The sequence below is a fragment of the Legionella resiliens genome (genome assembly GCF_021344005.1).
Taxonomy (GTDB): domain Bacteria; phylum Pseudomonadota; class Gammaproteobacteria; order Legionellales; family Legionellaceae; genus Legionella; species Legionella resiliens.
Genome location: NZ_JAJTND010000001.1, coordinates 131,127 through 148,147 on the forward strand (window position 1 = coordinate 131,127; position 17,021 = coordinate 148,147).

Sequence of the window (17,021 nt, forward strand, 5' to 3'; positions counted from 1 at the left end):
TCTACATACCGCGCTTTAGGCGCGGTACGTAGAGAGAATTTTTAATTAAACTGAACAATATTTCAGCTCAATCTCCCCAAGCATCTGTTAATTTCTTCCTGCCATGACGCCCCCATCGACATTGATGATCTCTCCAGTAATCCAGCTTGCTTTATCTGACAAAAGAAATTCAATAGCGTTCGTGACATCTGTTGTTTTACCTACCCTGCCAATGGGATGAAACTCATTAAAACCCTGTAGTGATGCTTCAATTTTATCTTCGGGTATAAATGACTTATAGATGGGGGTTACTACTACTGCAGGCGCTACGGCATTCACTCTTATGTTGTATTCTGCAAGCTCCATGGCTAAATGCTGAGTTAATGAATGAAGTCCAGCTTTTTGCATGGAATAAGCCGAAGAAGGAGTGGCTTTCACCGCTTGATTTGCCCACATGGATCCAATATTAACTATTGAACCCCCTCCATTTTGTTTCATCTTTGCTGCAACAGCCTGAGTAATAAAAAAGAAAGCTTTGTTGAGATTAACTTGCCGATCATAATCTCCTTCAGTATGGTCTAAAAAGCTTATGGGTTTAAAATAGCCAGCAGCATTAACCAGATATTTTATTTTGCGTACTTCATTCTTTATTTTCATAATACATTGTGACACATAGTCTTTATCATAAAGATCACCCACTAAATACTCTATTTTGCCTCCTCCATTTTGCATTATTTCGTCGACTGCATATTTCAGTTTTTGTTCATCCCTTCCTGTAATTAAGAGATCGAAGCCACCTGATGCAAGTTTTTTTGCTGTTTCCAGTCCCATTCCACTGGATCCACCTACAATAATCGCTAAATTTTGATTGAACATGTTCCCCACCTTTTTAGTTTATAACAATTTGTTCCGTGGAGTATGTGCATTATATAATTCTAAAAAAAGTAAGTACTTAATGGTACACTAGGTACTTATTGGTACACATTATTGAATTATTTGAAGAAAAAATTGAAGCAAAAAATACCCCTAAAAACAGCAACAATGGTTGAAACAATTTACGGGTGTAAGTGGTCTCTTACCATTTATGCTCTTTTGCGAGAAGGAATTAACCGCCCCGGAGAAATGGTGCGCAGCATAGACGGCCTCACCACAAAAGTTTTGAACCAATGCCTCAGAAAAAATATTGAATTCGGTATTCTTGACAGGAAAACGTTTCATGAAATTCCGCCCCGTGTTGAGTATTTTGTTACCCCATTTGGAGAAAAATTTTTAAAAATTCTTGATGAAATCGAAGAATTGAATCGTTCTATTGACCCAGACCCCAGTCATTAAATTTATTCTAACTTACAGGAGACTGGGCCATTATCCAGTTGCAATTGATTACCACCAAAATCTGCCATATATTGGCCCTCATATGTTCGATTTTGTTTGTTTAATTGCGCAGAAATAAAAATTCGCGGGCGATCTTTTTCATCTTGGTCCATAGCGACCAGCAGTAAATTTCCTGTGCGCATACTAAATCGGGTCACAGTTGCTGGATAATCAAAATCAACTGCAGGTAAATCACCGATTTTATTGGGGACTGCAAAAGAAATAGTACCTTCTAACCCTTTCATGTGACACACAACTGATTTTTGCACAGCAGATGCTGCTGCAGATCCAATTAGAATCAATGATAACGATAACATGAGACGTTGCATAGGAATCAACTCCTATAATATTTTGAAAGCGCTACCTTTTTGAAAATAAATAATAACTGAATCAATACGAATTCACCAGATCCTTTCATGAGGTTCTTTTTAGGCAAAAATTTCGGTGAGTAATTGGGAGGGAATACGCGTATTTTTTGCCAATCGTATCAAAAATACGATTGGTGAGTTTTTATTATATAAATTAGGAATTACTTGAAAAACCCATCTTCATTTTTTCCAAAACTATTTCATTTTCTTTGGTCCACTGTTTCTGTTTAAATAAGGTTATTCCTGTTATAAAAATAGAAATACGTTCTGAATTCTTTTGCTCCGGTGATGGTGCCACTTCTTCTTCAAGTTTAAATTCTTGTTTAATTGCTTCGACTAAGCTTGCAAGATATTTTTTATCAGAGTTATCTTTATTATCAATTCCTTTATTATAAAAAGCTAAACGCCCCTTAAAAAACGATTGAATATCACTGAAATCACAACCAAATAGCAAAGGGCTTTTTGTTTCAAATAGTTTACGCATCATTTCAATTTCATAGATATACGCATTGGTCTCTGTATTAGCAATTTTTGCTGCAACATTAAAAGCATGTCCTCCCTCATGAATAATCGCACCGATCACATCAATTGTTTTTTGTTCAAAAAAAGTTGTCTTTAAAGCAATGGTTTGATTCATGACCCAATTTTTATGGAGATGTCCTAACAGTTTGTAAGTACTTTGGTTGACAAAAATCGCGGGATTACCCTGGACCCCCAAGAAATCATGCGGTGGTTTTAAAACATCAATTTGAATTTGCGGCATCGAAGCAGTTTTACCGTTATTGAGCCCGCTCCAACCCATTTCACGACATTCTTCTATAAGTAACCTGATGTGATAACTTGATATCATGATATTCTCCTTGCTTACATATTAATAGAACACAGCAAATAGTGACCAAAATGACTAATAGTTACAAAATGATTATTGCGAATTGATATTCGCCAGTCAATACATTTCATGATCATTTAGTTTATATTTGATGTATGTTGTTAAAAACCATCGAAGAAGTATCGAAAAGTACGCACGACTTAAAAATTTTGACACGTTGATTATTGAAAGTACTCGGGTGACATTTGAAGAGTGCTTACGCCTGTTTTGGCCTGATTACAGCTCTATGAGGAGGTAGGACAAAAAAATGCCCCACCCATAAAAAAGTTTTCTATGATTATCATGTGCTGATCAAGCACCACATCAACTCTTACCCATCCCTTTTTGTTGTATTTTTTCCAGAGCCGCTGCATCAGGCAACACTTCATAAAGAGAAAAATAATCTCGAGTAATAGGATCGCGTCGTAATTCAGGGCGTTGGGGGTGTCGTTCTTGTATGGCGAGAATTTCAGTTAAATCATAAAGCTCATTCCCGACCCCTGCTTCCAAACGTGAATTAGGTAATCGCACTGGAATTCTGGGCACGCTAAAACCAATAGGAGAGCGCATAGAGTTACCAAATATTGCTGTGTTGAGTGTTTGGAGCAAACCAGCATCAGCATGAGGCGTACAACAGTGAACAATATGGTCCTGCATTGTGTCATTAAATCGATTCCAGCGTAACTTTATTTCCTCAGGAATTACATTCCATATTTTTTGGTCCACTTTTGCGGAACCGGAAGTTAATCCAAGGACTTGGGCAAATTTTGCGATATTTACATTAGAAATTTTTATGCAGGGAATCGTTGCTTTCTTACCGTCAATTTCAGCTTTTATCACTGCGTCCTTCAGTTCAAACGCCCCTTTTTCAGCTGCCTTATGAAAAAAAGCTAAAAATAACTCAACCCTTTCTTTTCTACGTGCAATAGGAGGATTTTGAGTGCTTTCACGAATAACAATCTCCGATCCTAACCGCATCACTCGATAATGCTGGGCGCAATTTATCATCTCTAATATTTTATTAGTTACCCATTCAACAAGCTTCGCACCTTTTCGCTCTTTTTCTCCACGTTCACTTCTCATTTGCATGATTAATTCTCACAAGGATCTATTGGGAATTGAATTATAACAACAAGATTATTATTTGGACATCAATCGGATTATTAGAGGGTATCAGTTTAATGGATAAAGATTAAGTTATTCCGTTTAAAGAACATGGCCCCCATCAACTGCAATGATTTTTCCTGTGATCCAATTGGCTTTTTCTGAGGCAAGGAATAAAACCATATGTGCAATGTCATCAGGTGTTCCTGGTCTTTGCAAGGGAATATTGTTCACATAATATTGCCACAATTCCGGATTACTGGAAGCCGTGTCTTCATTCATTCCTGCCTCAATAACACCGGGCGCAATCGTATTCACGCGAATGCCGTACTGTGCTAAATCCAAGGCCGCATGCTTTGACCATTTATTTAGTGCCGCCTTCGAAGCGCCATAACCAATTCCCTTGGCCATTGTCATGATGCCACTGATTGAAGAAATATTTAAAATACACCCCTTATTTTCCCTTTCCATCATATTCTTGGCACATAATTGGGTTAAATAAAGTGGGGAAACGGCATTAACCTGAAAGACATGCTGCATTTTTTCTGGAGGCAATTCAAATATCGTTTCCCGGCAAAGCATTCCTGCATTATTAACTAACGTGTCCACGCAGCCTAAATATTCTATCGCTTGCTCAGCAAAAGTTGCCACATGTTCCATTTTGGAGAAATCTGCATAAAATGCTTTTGCGTTCCTCCCCATTGCTTTAATCGCTTGAACCGTTTCCTCCGCGCCTTTTGCGTCACTGCGGTAGCTAATAACAACATCTGCGCCTTGCTCAGCAAAAGATATGGCTATCCTTTGACCAATACTGCGGTTAGCGCCTGTAACAATGACCTTTTTCTCTTTAAAATCCATGTCAATCCTTAAAAATATTTAGTTAAAATCTTTTTTTATCATTCGTGTAGTTGAGAGCAGTGAAGCAAACCACAGCACCTTGTTCCAATTTTTTTATCATCACCATAAAATAAACACAATAATTGAAAAACTCAATTTTCTTTGCGCCAATCCTATTCATCGTACTGGAACAAATAAAGAAAATTTTTTACTGCGCTGATGATTAATTTCTTTTAATAATAAAACGTTATCGAAAAAATTTAACATCTTGACACCGAACCTGGCCCCCTGTAGAAATTAAACCATCAATAAAGGACTAAATAAGGAGAAGGTTTTATGGAAGGAAAACTGGAGCTCTACCAGCAAGAAATTAAAACTGCAACTCAGCCAATTTTTGCCCGCCTGGAGCACTATCGTAAGGCCATGTTTGACATAAGAAAATTATTGATGAACTATTTTTTTAATCCAGGGCGAACACAAAGTCTCACTGAAGTTGCCCAAGGGGAACAACTCGTTTTTAGCTTTAACATGGTTCAGGAGGCCATGGAAAAATGTTTGGTCGATGAGCATCAATTAGTAGAAACTGCTCAAGCAATGCTCGAGTCAGAAAAAAATCCAAGTCTTGTAGCAGCTTTCGATAGGAATGTTTTCCAAAGCGGCTTACCGCTGGAATTTCGCGAACAAGAAGGCTTGTATCTCTTTAAACCAGAGAAACCCTACACACCTATGGCGCAAGTTTTTATGCGTCAATTTGCTTATGCACTGGGTGCTTATCGTGTGTGTCTGGGCATTTGTGAGACCTATTTTGCTCTCTACAATCACGAAGAAACATCCACCAAGCAGCTGCAGAATTATATTGACTCAGCGAATGATTTAAAACAACACATTACGGAAGAATCCGATTTAATTGCTTTACATAAACAGGCAAAAACAATAGAAAATGAAATCATAGCCTTGCTGCGAACTGAGAAAGTACATGAAGGTTTATCTCAATTTAAGCGTGATATTGACGCGCTCAAAATAAAATTAATTGCCGTACTGGAAGCCGGAGCAGTTCATTTACAAAGCTGTTATACAGAATTTCCTAACGATGCCATATTATGGATGCTGCATGATCGAAGCTGGCACGCATTAGTCAAAACTCTTTCGGGCTTACTCTACACGCACTATAACTATTCTACTCTATATAGTACATTGGAAATTAATAAAGAAGTTATTGGAGCAATAAAAAAAGAAATAGAACATTTTGATACCGTCGTATGTGCAAAAGAACCCTTGCTTAAAATTGAATTATTAAGAAAAGCAGCAAAACTGATTAGTGAAGCAAAAATTGATGTACTCGCAAAGCTTGCCGAGATTGAAATCGAATTGATTGAAGCACCTAAAATGGGTATGTTTTCCACCCCCCCAACCCATAGTATTTATGGACTTATACTCGCCTATCAACAACGACAATTGGCGCTTGTGAATACATTTGGAGCTGATGTTGATGAGGATGAAAAAGAAGAGTTTAAACAAAGCACTCATGATCTGTAAAAATGACTATCTATCACAAATCATAATTGTTATGCTAATTTAAGGGGAAAATGCCATAACTTTATGGTAAACAACAATTTTTTTAAGGAACAATATGTTAAGGAAAACAAAATTACTCGGTATTGTGTCTTTATTGTTAGCCAATCCTTGTTTTTCAGGGTTTTACGTTGGTGTAGGAGTTGGACCTGAAGGCGCTCATTTTATGCAACGATCTCATGTAATGAGGCTAGGAGCGATTTCCAATACAGCAGGCGAAGGAGCTTTCAATGTTTATGATACAGAGCATTTCTCCGGGACAGGAGAGTTCGGAACTTTATTTGGTGGTTACAGTTTAAGATATAGAAATTTTTATCTGGGAGCAGAAGCCAACGCCAATATAAGCTCAGTTAAATATACCCTGGTTAACGACGAACTCATACACAGCAATTTTCTCAAAACTACTTTTTCAATCCCAAATAGCGAAGGTATCGGCATATTGCCTGGATACTTTTTCTCAGACTCTTTTTGGGCCTATGGACGAGTGGGTTATGCAAATGGGCAGGTAAAAATTAGGGAATCCGATCCAACGGTTAGGAGTTCTACATCAAACCGCAACGGTATTCGCTATGGTGCTGGAGTTCGTTATAATCTGTTGGATCCGCACTGGACCTTGATGATGGATTACAGCCAAATCAATTACACCAAGATAAAAAGTCATGTGTTTGAGCCTAATGGCGGAGTAACCAAGATTGCCCACATTTATCCCAATACTGCACAAGTCGCTTTTGGATTAATCTTTAATTTTGATACTCCTAAACAAGCCTTTGTTAAATAACGTAAGGAGACTCATAATGAGTCTCCTTATCCCCTATTTCTGGATGGGAAACAAACGGTTTATTTTTCTGTAACTAGAAAACAATTGAATAAGCGAAAGCCAGAGCAATCGTATATCCCAATATCAACAGAACTTTCTGGGCTGCCTTAATGGATACGCCAAAGAAAACTAAAATCAAATGGATCAAAAATAATGCGTAAAGAACGTATTCATTAATTCTTTCCGCTGCAGAAAAAGAGTAATTCCTAAGGAACCCATCAGGAAAGGCATTCAAACGCATAACAATTGTTGCCATAAGAATAATTAAAAAAAATAAATATAACACAATGAGATAAGTGATAAAAAAAATGGGGATCTTAAATTCTGCAACCTCCTCTTCTTTATCTAAATTTTTAATAAAAATCAAAGCAATTAAAGAAACAATAATCCCGATAAAATTAAAGCGAACAAATGGGGAAGTGAGTAAAGGAAAAAAATTCACCTGGGTTAACAAGGACCATTTATACTCAGCGATTAATACGATGAATACAAGTGGAAAAAAGAATGCTGCCTTCAATAAGATAGGAGATTGGTTGTTTGTCTTACATGAATGAAATAAGGAATCTGTATATTTAATATTGAGAAAAACAGTCCATACAAATGAGGTAACAAAAGTCAAAAAAAATGCAGTAACAAGAAATAATAGTGTAATAGGACTCAGTAAAATGGATATAAGATTTTCGTGCATTATATTTCTAGAAAAATTATTGGATATTCATAATTATAGAATGCAAATCAAACTCCTTTGTTAATTAATAAATATTTAAACCTGTTTTAACTCCATCCGGAGGAGTCCATTCAAATCGATCAAAATACAATCATCTATAATATAAAAACATCTTGTTGGTTTTATTTTGATCATGAAAGAGAAAATTGGGAACATTGCTAACCGCCTCGATGCATTAGGCATTAAGCAGCTAAAGCCATTACCTCAAGAAGATGCTCATGCCTTAATGCAGTGGGCAGCCTGCATTGATCATTTAAATCATGCAGCATATGAAGCAATTGAAGCGCAATACTCACAATTTAACCCTAATGCATCGAAAGATGAGCAAATTATTTTTTATAAAAGAATTTTGGCAATAAAAAATATTTTGCGAGAATTGCAAGTAGTTCATAACGATTTAACCAAGAGTTTACAAGAAAATTCAGCACTTTATATTCCTGATGAAGCAACTATCTCCTTAAACGCAAAATATATTCTTCCTGAATTAAAAGCAAAGGAACCTAAAGAAATTGTGCGGGCCAACTTTTATCAACTGCTAGAAAATATAAGTAAAAATAACTCACTCAGCAAAGAGGAGTTTAATTACATTACCTCGCTCCTAATGCAAATTGCCTCCAGACCCCAAGGGATGCAATTGATTGTAAAACTAAATTATCTGCTCACAACCAAAAACGCCCAGTTAATCTTAAAACCCAGCAATAATTTTGAATGTTCCTTGATACAGGAAGGCCGTGCAGCAACGAGTCCAAATTATACCCGCAAATCAATAACGCCAGAGGAAGATTTTAAAACCCTTTTTAAAAGAGAGGTGCTTCGTGGGGCTGGCGCTAAAAGGATTCCTATTGGTGTGGATTATCGCTTTAACGATAAAATATCTTCTGTGGATTTAGATGCCTATGCCTCTGCTGGACATGGATTAACTGATGGCGGTCCTGCATTTATTTTATTAGCGCATGAACTCATTCATGGTTTGCATAATCTTACCGGTAAAGCACTATATAATTTCAGTCCTTTTTTCCAAGGGCCAAAATATGAAGATGATCCAATGATGCAACTCTTATATCCGAAAAATTCCGGATTTAGTCTTGGTCCATCAGCTGAAGAATATTGGACCATAGAAGGTGGCAGTCTATGCGAAAATAGCATCCGCCATGAACATGGTTTTTTTAAGAGGACAGGGCATGTCAGTGCTGAACCAGGGGGACGTGCTCTTATCGATCTCTATTACATTGGATTAGCTCGAAGTTATGAGCAGTCGGATTTGCTAACATTCGTAAATCATTTCGAGAACACACAAACAAAGCCAGATGCCACGGAAGACGATAAAGTAGTAGAGAGGCTTTTGCTGCTTGAAAAATATAATTATTTTAGCTATTCCTTAACTGATCTCGTTGAATTATGCGAATACCTTTCCCCTATCCAACTAAAAAGAATAGGGCAACTTATCCAAAAATTGAGCGCCCCAGAAAATCCAGAACAGACTCTACAGGAGTTTTTAATGACGTCCCCTCCTAAAAGCGCGCAGTTATTGATGGCTATTTCAAAGAGTAAAGAAATAAATTATGACGAAGAAATAGATTCAGAGACACTTGAAAAGGCATTACCTAACATTCAAAAGCTTAATGAACTATTCAAAAGCTCCGGATTCCCCGATGAACTCGTCAGCGCATTTAGTGATTTTGCAGAAAATATGGAAACAAAATCCTCTAAATCCAATAGCTTTTCCGCCTAACAATTAAAAGAAGAACTCTTTTCTTGTTATTTTGATTGCCCCTGCGACCCCGAAAGTTTCAAAATCCCAGAAGGACTTTGGTTTTTTTCTATTAATTATTCATCTCGGTTAAAAAGTAAAGAATTGGGAGAGATCAATATATTCGTTTCAGGAAGCTATAATAAGAATAATAAGTCAATATGTTTTAAATTGGACGTCACGATGAAAGTCTTCAATAACATGAAAATGTATACTTCTTATTTAGGAGGCCTCTACCCGCATATTTTTGGGAATACTCCCATCTCTACCTGGGGTTATTTCTATTATGATTTGAACGGGCGTTGTCTGCAATTGATGTCTGATAAGTGGCTGCTCGATGTTTTCTTTAAAAATGATTTATTTGCCACTCAAATTATCGCTAATATTACTACAACTCCGGAAAGTTTATATGCTTCAGATGTTATTAATGATGAGCTACTGCCTTATTCAATCAAAGAAATTTTAATTGACCATAAATATGCTTATTTTTTCGATATCGTCCATAAAAATGAGAATTACACAGAAATCTATACATTTGCATCGATTACCGATTCGCATCGATCTAATAATTTTACTCTTAACAACGTAGATATTTTAAAAGTCATCAGCCAAGACCTAGCCACTCGATGCAGACGATTATTAACCAAAGAAAATATTCTAATATTGCCTAATGACTTAATCATTGAGATGAATTCGCTTGCAGAATCCCATTGTTCAAGGAATTCTTTAAATTTGAAGGAATTTATTTTGGCACAAAAAGAAACGAAATTGAATGAAATGGTAAATGATACAGTTTTTGATTTTAATACGTTACCTTTTAACTTTATGTCATCAAAACAACTAACCTTGAAAGAAAAAGAGATTATTTATCTTTACTATCATGGTTTTAAGGTACAGCGTATTGCTGATATTTTGGAAATATCAAAACGCACCGTTGATAAGCATTTCGAAAATATCAAGAAAAAACTTGTGTGTGAAAGTACAGGCCAGATCATTCCTACTTTATTACGATCTAATATTTCTATAAATCAATTTATTCAAAAATCTTAAGTTATCCGACATGAGCTAATGCTCCGAGTGTTTTATTTTTACCACCACGCCTCTTGCTTGACATCTCTGTTAAAAAAATTAAAGTATTAGCGCATTTTAGGGATTTTAGCAAAAATTTAAAATCTAAGTTCGTTAATTTAACAGGGATTTATATGTTTTTAAGAGATACAAAGTATGAAAAAAAACCTTCTTCTAATTCACCAGTACAGCCAATAGCACCAAAAATTTCTTTACCCAAGCCTTATATTGATGCCAAAACTAACTTATTAAAAATATTAGCGCAACTTAAAAGACTCGATAATAAAGGAGAGTTCGGTTCGATATTCCTCTCTTTAGAGCAAATAAGTCACGATCCTGAGGATAAGAGAGATTTTGAAGAATACAGTAAGAAGATTCAGACTAGAGCGTATCAACGTTTTATGGAGGCAATAAAAAATTTTATTTGCACTGCTTTTTTAGGACAAAGCGAACTAACAAATGATCAGTCCAAAGCAATTCAACTCAATATTGATGAAATATTAAGTCTATGTAGTCCTTCGCAGAAAAAAATATTTGCTCATGTGGCAAGTAGTTTAATAGTGCTTCTTTATAATAAAAAACAAATTTTGACACATGAAGAAGTGAGCGATTTAGAAAAGCAAGATGCGTCAAAGAAATTTTCTGATTTTAACCCTTTTATAAGTCCTGATCTAAAAAAAAGAATCAGTCAAGAAGCTTATCTGAAATTAGCTAAAAAATTTATGTCTCTTTGTGCATTAAGTGAAAATAAATCAAATCCTGCCCTAAAAGATACTGTATTTGATCTACGCGAAAGAGGATTATCTTCATATTGCAGAGTTTTTAAAGAAATTCTTGTTACTCTATTTAATGAATATAAAATAACAGAACACAGTGATTTTTTGAAAAAGGTAACTGATCCTTTCGAAGAAGGACTTTCTGAACATATACTAACCCATGGAGCAGAGGTCTTAAAAAAAATTAAAGCATCTATGGAAACAAATGCAGGGGCTAATACTTTAAAAAACTTAAAAAACTCTTTAGGTCGCCGTAATAAAAGTAAAAATGATCTTACTGTTGTTGAAACACCTCAACTATATCTTGAAGAAGCATCACAAGCTTTGGTAAGTCCTGATTTATTTGCCCTTAATGCTTCTATTAGAGAGTCAATCGCATTGCTCCTGAAGGGAGCTTCTACGGTCTTGCCTAAAATAGAACAAAAGCCATATGAAGAGCAACTTGTAGCAAATTTTTTAACGAATGAAGCGGTTCTTACCTTGTTTGGTAATGAAGATAATTTAAAGCAGGTTTTCCTTCGGTGGTTCATTAAAGTTTTTTTTAGAGCTGAAAATTCTAATATCAGAAAAGAATTATTCATAAAATTAGAAGCGGATGTTCAATTACCTTCGAATGTAATATTAAAATTTTTTCAATTGACGTACGATTTTCCAGATATCATAAAATCTCAACCAACTTATGCAAAATCAAACCAAAATTCTTTTAGAAAAAATAAAACCAAAGAAAGTCAAAATGATAAATATTCGATGTATGCTGCTTATTGTTTAAAAAGTAGAGACCTTGATCCTCTTATTATAAGTTTTTATAAAAAAGCTAAGGAGCAAGTGGATTTATTTAAGGAGAAAGAAGATCAGGGTCCTGAAGAGGTCAGTAATGAGACGGTTGTACTGAGGAAATCTAAAGAACACCATCCTTCCGTTACTACAATTTTTAATGATGATAAAGAAGTAAAAGAAAAAGTTAAGTTACAAAGAGAGGATTCAAAAAGTAAACTAAAATTAGCAAAACTACTTTCATCGGTAATTGGTGGCAACAAAATGGCTTTTTTTAATACCTCTTCTATAACAGAAAGTTCTTTAACTGATTCTCTGGCAGAAGATGATAGAAATGAAGATGGAAATAATTTACCACCTACTACTGTCCCTAGATCACCTCTATCATCGGAACAAGAAAAAAGACAAGGAAACAAATTACCTCTAAGAAGACCTCCTAATAAAGAGCTACCTCCCGTTCCAAAAGATAACCACAAAAAGGAGGAACCAACCTCTGCTCCAACCCTCCAAATGTAGGTTAATAGCAAATAGGACATTAGAGCGCAATTTTAAAATAGGGCACAACAACTAATTGGCATTGCCTTCTCTTCCGCTGGCTGAGCAAAATAATGATTTAGTGTTTTCTTGTTCAGCCTTTCATAATACGTAAACTCTTCATTACTTAGCAATTGATTCAACCATGATGCCTTCATATTCAGAGACGAACCATAGAATTTACCAAGATCTGCTTCAGTAAGTGAAAAAATCTTACCTATCCAAGGGTCAAGAAGAAAATCTTTTGTAATCACTACGGTATGCTCAATATCTTCGATATCATAAATAAAAGCAGGGATGTTTTGTAGTTTTAGCAAAGTGGCCAAATAAAATGCTTGGTGTTCACAGTTTCCCGCTCTATGCGTTGAAATTATATATTTTAGTGGTGCTCTCGCATCGAAAAAATCAATCTTTTTTTCCTCACGATACTTTGAAATTTTAAGCAAAAAAGATCTCACTTCGCCTACTTCCTTCACTGCGATTAAGCTATTTTCATTATATTTAGCCATCCGCTCTTTGCCTATTTTTGCTGTTAGAGGATTGATAACTAATGCAGAAGTGCTGGCAATGCACACGCCCATAGTGTGTTCTAGTGCGTCACATAAAGTTTCACGATATTGATTTGAGGTATTCGTTTCGATTTTTTTGTTTTTGAAAAATTTAACCCGCATCGCCAATCTCCATTTGGACTCAATACCCTAGTTATTGATAAAGAATTTTAAACATAGCTTCCAGTGCCAAAGCCAAAATCTTTATACTCAAGAAAAGAAACTAAAATCAATTGCTTTTCCTGTAGCTTACAATGAGTTAATATTAGGCACTATGACTATCATAACGATTTTTAAGCTTCATTTTTAAATTCCAAAACTGGCATATTACCGCGGCTGGAAAAGAAACAAAGCGGTGAAACAGCAGAAATGGATATCCCCGAAAATAGATCTGTGATTTTTGGGTATTTTCTGGCGAACTATACAAGAGAGGGACGATGAGCATTTTTAAGGATATGACACACCGTTATTGTCAAAAAATACTGGATGCCTACCAATTGCAGGCGGATGAAAAAACGTATAAAGGTAAGGAAGCTGAGTTATTAATTCAAAGAAATGAATTTGCAAGATGTTTAATTAAGAAAATTAAAGAAATAGACATTGATGGGGATAATTACACAGCTTATTTTGAAAGAATTTTAAAGGAAATTGAATCGATATCAAAGGAAGTTGTAACTGCCGTCAAAGAATATAATAAAGAACATAGCACCACATTCACAACCGATCTTTATGAAACATTCTTCACATCCAGCCTGAACAATTTTATTAATGCATTAAATGATCTAGCCCAAAACAGTCCTTCTCTAATTACTAATATTAAAGATGTATCATTATTTAAAAATAATAGAACTGTTCCCTGGGTCAATCAATTTTCATTTGTCTTATATGAATACATTCTTGAAAAGGAATTTGACATTGCTACCAATAAAGTTGAGCGAGATATTTTTGACATAAAAAAACGATTGATCCTGAAGTATGTGGAAAATGCAGGGAATCTTTATTCACGCTTTGAAGACGAGGGGGATACTGAATACCAGGAACTGATGAAGCTATTATTAACCAGTATGAGCTCCGATGAAAAGAGCATCCAACGACGTAAATCTGATGAGAATAACACAGGTTATATGTCTTATTTATCCCAAACATTTTATAAAGCCTCTGAAAAAATAATCGGAAAAAATCAATTGGGGCAAAAAATCGAATTTTTGGCGAAAGAATTTAATGAGCGAGCAGTGGGAAGCAAGGGATTAATGATATAGGTAATCCCTTGTTACCACATTAAGACAATATATTACTAATTTTTAATTTACCCGGCTCCTATTTCAAATAAGTTTGAAACGAAGAACAATTATCAAAATTGATAATCAACGCTTAAATATTATCAACTATGGGAGCCAAACTTACATCGTATTCTTCTGATTTATTATTTTCTTTAGCACCATTTAAATCGTCTTTAAAACTTTTAATTTTTTCAACGTCCTTGGTTATTAGGTTTTTATCAAAAATCGAAGCTACTTTTAAAAAAAACTCAGATAGCTTTTGTAAAAATCTAGGCAATTTGTGGTCGAGATTAGAAGCAGATTGTAAATCCACCATTTTATCATGCGGTGCGTCTTTATTCTCAATTTTATTAATTAGCAACGTACAAAATTTCTCTAATTTTTCTTTACGCATCGTTTTATGGGATGGATCCATTCTATGGACTTCCTTATCGAGTAATGATACTAAATGATAAATATCTTTCTTATATAAAATAACATTGCTCAGACTATGGACTTTTGCTTTTCCTTCTTCCTTAAGTCTGTGATTAACAACCTCTAATAATCTACTTCGAACCCCATAGGTAAAAGGGCCTCCTTTAGGTAGTCCAGTAATCTCACTTAATACACTAATTAAGTCCTTTACTTGAAAATGAAAGCGAGTATTCTTTTCGACTACTTCCTTTATATCGCCTGGAACTTTTACTCCCCCAACTACCAAACAACACCCAAGCTCCAGGCTTTCATATATTATTTCTCGATCAGTATGGCTGTAACTTTTTATATCAGCTAAAAGTCCTTTTATCTTATCCCATTGTCCTTCTTGTGCGTACAGGGGGATGAGTTGGCGCTGGACTTCAATGTTATCTTGGATACCTAAATTTTCCAAAGCACTGATTTTTCGTGCACGACAATGTATATGATGAATTCTATTAAATTCCGTTTTAATCTCTGGTGTCACTAAGGGAATAATAGAGATTTTTGAGGGAACCATGAGTGCTTTTTCTCTAGGTAATTCCTCAATGGCATCTTGTATTCCTTTTGCAGCTTGATACCAGGTTATTCCATTTTCATGTTTAAACGCCTGGTCTAATAGTTTATTAATTTTTTCATAGCCAGGTGAATCCTCAATGATATTCCTCACATACAAACAATATGCTTCTGGGGAGCAATAGGTAGTACGTTGTAAATCGTCAATATCCCGTGCTTTTACGCGAAACATAATATTCGCATACGGGTCTTGACCAACAACTGCGGTTCCCACAAGTCCTATATTCTTTTTCCATACCTCAAATGGAATTGAGGCTGATTGTTCTTTTCCCCAAGTCATAATACGAATATTTACTTTATCATTTTGTTCATCAAACTCGATATTTCTAATAATAAAAAAATGACCATCCATAAAACGTTGCACGAGATTTTGATTTTTAGGTTCCCCATCCTCTGGATCAAGAATATATGCAGCAAGGCTTCCTGTGCCGGCAAAACCCACCATATAACCATCTTGAATGAGTAATTGTAATTGCTTTATTGCCTCCCTATTATGAATGGGGATATTTCGCACATGGTTGTACCCAGCTTGTTGCATCCAGCCATTGATTTCATGATGCGTAGTAACACCAAAAAGTTTTTTGGCCAGATCTGCTCCTTCTTCACTGTAGTGAACAATAGAATTTTCTGATGAACGTATTCCATTTAAAATAATGTGATCTGCATCGTGAATCGTAGTTCCGTCCGAACTTTTTTTATTTGCAACCCCTTCCGTGACTTCGACCCGTAATACGCCTTCCTTCCCGGCAAACTCTTTAAGATCACAAACCCCTTTTGCAGCGAGTTCAGTTACTATCTGTACGTATTTTAATGGATTGAATAAGGCGATATTATGCACAAAAGCATTGACGCCACACACTTGCTCATCACGCTGATTGATATAACGAGGATCCAACACCCGAATCATCATTTGTAAAACGAGAAGATCACGATCAAAATTTTTAAATTTAAGCGGATCGCCATTATTTAGAAAGTTATTATACAGATAAGACTCATAATCACATTTTACTAATTTCAATAAGGGGAATTCTTCAACTATCGCGTTAATAGCTTCTTGTTCGCCTGTTAAATAAGCAAAAGCCTCCAGCTGCTTGGCCACTGTATATATCTTTGGATTACTTTTATCGTACCAATCACTTTTGTTTTCTCTAAGATGCTCTTGGAATTTTTGCAATAAAATTTTAGCTAAATTTTTCACATGGGCTTTTGCCAGGGGAGCATCATCCTCATGCTCACAAATACGAGTAATCTGATCTATAACTTGCAAATAACCCTCATATGAAGTGACTTTTTGGTTATTTATGTAGGCATCAAATGTTATTTGTCCATTATCGTGATACGTTAAAAGTTCTAATAATGATAAACCCATGACCACAAAGCTCCCATAACAAGTGAGTAAAAAACATTATTTCACATAGAAAAAGTGATTAGAGCTCTTTCGCAAAGTCTCTCGTTTCCATTGAATAATACAGATCCTACTCTTCACTTATATGTAAATTATAGTTTAAAGATTAAACGTATTGACGCTCTTGTGGTGTGTGGGTGGTTTTTTGGGCTACTGGATACCGCGAACACGTCGCGGTATGAGGGCAGGAGAAGCTTACCCACTATTTGTACAA

At 35.5% G+C, this 17,021-nt stretch carries 15 protein-coding genes; 7 read left to right on the forward strand and 8 right to left on the reverse strand.

What is annotated here, in order from left to right; genetic code table 11:
• Positions 1-87 precede the first annotated feature (87 nt).
• On the reverse strand, positions 88-855 hold the full coding sequence (locus tag LXO92_RS00590) for an SDR family NAD(P)-dependent oxidoreductase (RefSeq protein ID WP_182350820.1): 768 nt from the start codon (positions 853-855) through the stop codon (positions 88-90).
• 132 nt (positions 856-987) lie between these two features.
• Between LXO92_RS00590 and LXO92_RS00595 the strand changes: the two genes are divergently transcribed.
• On the forward strand, positions 988-1,311 hold the full coding sequence (locus LXO92_RS00595) for a winged helix-turn-helix transcriptional regulator (protein ID WP_232890114.1): 324 nt from the start codon (positions 988-990) through the stop codon (positions 1,309-1,311).
• A 2-nt stretch (positions 1,312-1,313) separates the two neighbouring features.
• Here LXO92_RS00595 and LXO92_RS00600 read toward each other — a convergent pair whose 3' ends face one another.
• The 4 genes from LXO92_RS00600 to LXO92_RS00615 form a co-directional block, all read right to left on the reverse strand.
• Positions 1,314-1,679 (reverse strand): hypothetical protein, encoded by a 366-nt coding sequence (locus tag LXO92_RS00600; RefSeq protein ID WP_182350821.1) that lies wholly within the window; start codon positions 1,677-1,679, stop codon positions 1,314-1,316.
• 193 nt (positions 1,680-1,872) lie between these two features.
• The gene (locus LXO92_RS00605; protein WP_182350822.1) at positions 1,873-2,568 is read right to left on the reverse strand and encodes a hypothetical protein; all 696 of its coding nucleotides are present in this window, start codon (positions 2,566-2,568) and stop codon (positions 1,873-1,875) included.
• Between the two features lie 342 nt (positions 2,569-2,910).
• Entirely contained in the window at positions 2,911-3,675 is a 765-nt protein-coding gene (locus tag LXO92_RS00610; RefSeq protein ID WP_232890115.1) for a hypothetical protein, read from the reverse strand.
• A gap of 117 nt (positions 3,676-3,792) precedes the next feature.
• Positions 3,793-4,548: an SDR family NAD(P)-dependent oxidoreductase gene (locus LXO92_RS00615; protein WP_182350824.1), complete on the reverse strand. Its 756-nt coding sequence runs from the start codon at positions 4,546-4,548 to the stop codon at positions 3,793-3,795.
• A gap of 315 nt (positions 4,549-4,863) precedes the next feature.
• On the opposite strand from LXO92_RS00615, the gene LXO92_RS00620 reads away from it, so the two are divergent.
• Both LXO92_RS00620 and LXO92_RS00625 read left to right on the forward strand, forming a co-directional pair.
• Complete coding sequence (locus tag LXO92_RS00620; RefSeq protein ID WP_232890116.1) at positions 4,864-6,063, forward strand: hypothetical protein; 1,200 nt, start codon at positions 4,864-4,866, stop codon at positions 6,061-6,063.
• A 94-nt stretch (positions 6,064-6,157) separates the two neighbouring features.
• Positions 6,158-6,877 carry an outer membrane protein gene (locus LXO92_RS00625; RefSeq protein WP_232890117.1) on the forward strand — a complete coding sequence of 240 codons (720 nt, stop codon included), beginning with the start codon at positions 6,158-6,160 and terminating at the stop codon, positions 6,875-6,877.
• Between the two features lie 73 nt (positions 6,878-6,950).
• On the opposite strand, the gene LXO92_RS00630 is transcribed toward LXO92_RS00625, so the two are convergent.
• Positions 6,951-7,604, reverse strand: coding sequence for a hypothetical protein (locus LXO92_RS00630; RefSeq protein ID WP_182350827.1), 654 nt, complete (start codon positions 7,602-7,604; stop codon positions 6,951-6,953).
• A 172-nt stretch (positions 7,605-7,776) separates the two neighbouring features.
• Here LXO92_RS00630 and LXO92_RS00635 point away from each other — a divergent pair, with 172 nt between their 5' ends.
• The 3 genes from LXO92_RS00635 (at position 7,777) to LXO92_RS00645 (ending at position 12,527) form a co-directional block, all read left to right on the forward strand.
• The gene (locus LXO92_RS00635) at positions 7,777-9,375 is read left to right on the forward strand and encodes a type III secretion system effector protein (protein WP_232890118.1); all 1,599 of its coding nucleotides are present in this window, start codon (positions 7,777-7,779) and stop codon (positions 9,373-9,375) included.
• A gap of 201 nt (positions 9,376-9,576) precedes the next feature.
• The gene (locus LXO92_RS00640; protein ID WP_182350829.1) at positions 9,577-10,443 is read left to right on the forward strand and encodes a helix-turn-helix transcriptional regulator; all 867 of its coding nucleotides are present in this window, start codon (positions 9,577-9,579) and stop codon (positions 10,441-10,443) included.
• A 152-nt stretch (positions 10,444-10,595) separates the two neighbouring features.
• Positions 10,596-12,527 carry a hypothetical protein gene (locus LXO92_RS00645; protein WP_232890119.1) on the forward strand — a complete coding sequence of 644 codons (1,932 nt, stop codon included), beginning with the start codon at positions 10,596-10,598 and terminating at the stop codon, positions 12,525-12,527.
• A gap of 32 nt (positions 12,528-12,559) precedes the next feature.
• On the opposite strand, the gene LXO92_RS00650 is transcribed toward LXO92_RS00645, so the two are convergent.
• Entirely contained in the window at positions 12,560-13,216 is a 657-nt protein-coding gene (locus LXO92_RS00650; RefSeq protein ID WP_232890121.1) for a hypothetical protein, read from the reverse strand.
• A gap of 314 nt (positions 13,217-13,530) precedes the next feature.
• Here LXO92_RS00650 and LXO92_RS00655 point away from each other — a divergent pair, with 314 nt between their 5' ends.
• Positions 13,531-14,352, forward strand: a complete 822-nt coding sequence (locus tag LXO92_RS00655; RefSeq protein WP_182350832.1) for a hypothetical protein — start codon at positions 13,531-13,533, stop codon at positions 14,350-14,352.
• Positions 14,353-14,464: 112 nt separating this feature from the next.
• Here the strand turns inward: LXO92_RS00655 and LXO92_RS00660 are convergent, their stop codons facing one another.
• On the reverse strand, positions 14,465-16,771 hold the full coding sequence (locus LXO92_RS00660; RefSeq protein WP_232890122.1) for a hypothetical protein: 2,307 nt from the start codon (positions 16,769-16,771) through the stop codon (positions 14,465-14,467).
• Positions 16,772-17,021: the final 250 nt, after the last annotated feature.

Coding starts and splice junctions, on each gene's coding strand:
- LXO92_RS00615 (WP_182350824.1), bottom strand. CDS start 4,548: ATGGATTTTAAAGAGAAAAAGGTCATTGTTACAGGCGCTAACCGCAGT.
- LXO92_RS00640 (WP_182350829.1), top strand. CDS start 9,577: ATGAAAGTCTTCAATAACATGAAAATGTATACTTCTTATTTAGGAGGC.
- LXO92_RS00625 (WP_232890117.1), top strand. CDS start 6,158: ATGTTAAGGAAAACAAAATTACTCGGTATTGTGTCTTTATTGTTAGCC.
- LXO92_RS00650 (WP_232890121.1), bottom strand. CDS start 13,216: ATGCGGGTTAAATTTTTCAAAAACAAAAAAATCGAAACGAATACCTCA.
- LXO92_RS00630 (WP_182350827.1), bottom strand. CDS start 7,604: ATGCACGAAAATCTTATATCCATTTTACTGAGTCCTATTACACTATTA.
- LXO92_RS00620 (WP_232890116.1), top strand. CDS start 4,864: ATGGAAGGAAAACTGGAGCTCTACCAGCAAGAAATTAAAACTGCAACT.
- LXO92_RS00660 (WP_232890122.1), bottom strand. CDS start 16,771: ATGGGTTTATCATTATTAGAACTTTTAACGTATCACGATAATGGACAA.
- LXO92_RS00610 (WP_232890115.1), bottom strand. CDS start 3,675: ATGCAAATGAGAAGTGAACGTGGAGAAAAAGAGCGAAAAGGTGCGAAG.
- LXO92_RS00635 (WP_232890118.1), top strand. CDS start 7,777: ATGAAAGAGAAAATTGGGAACATTGCTAACCGCCTCGATGCATTAGGC.
- LXO92_RS00605 (WP_182350822.1), bottom strand. CDS start 2,568: ATGATATCAAGTTATCACATCAGGTTACTTATAGAAGAATGTCGTGAA.
- LXO92_RS00655 (WP_182350832.1), top strand. CDS start 13,531: ATGAGCATTTTTAAGGATATGACACACCGTTATTGTCAAAAAATACTG.
- LXO92_RS00645 (WP_232890119.1), top strand. CDS start 10,596: ATGTTTTTAAGAGATACAAAGTATGAAAAAAAACCTTCTTCTAATTCA.
- LXO92_RS00590 (WP_182350820.1), bottom strand. CDS start 855: ATGTTCAATCAAAATTTAGCGATTATTGTAGGTGGATCCAGTGGAATG.
- LXO92_RS00600 (WP_182350821.1), bottom strand. CDS start 1,679: ATGCAACGTCTCATGTTATCGTTATCATTGATTCTAATTGGATCTGCA.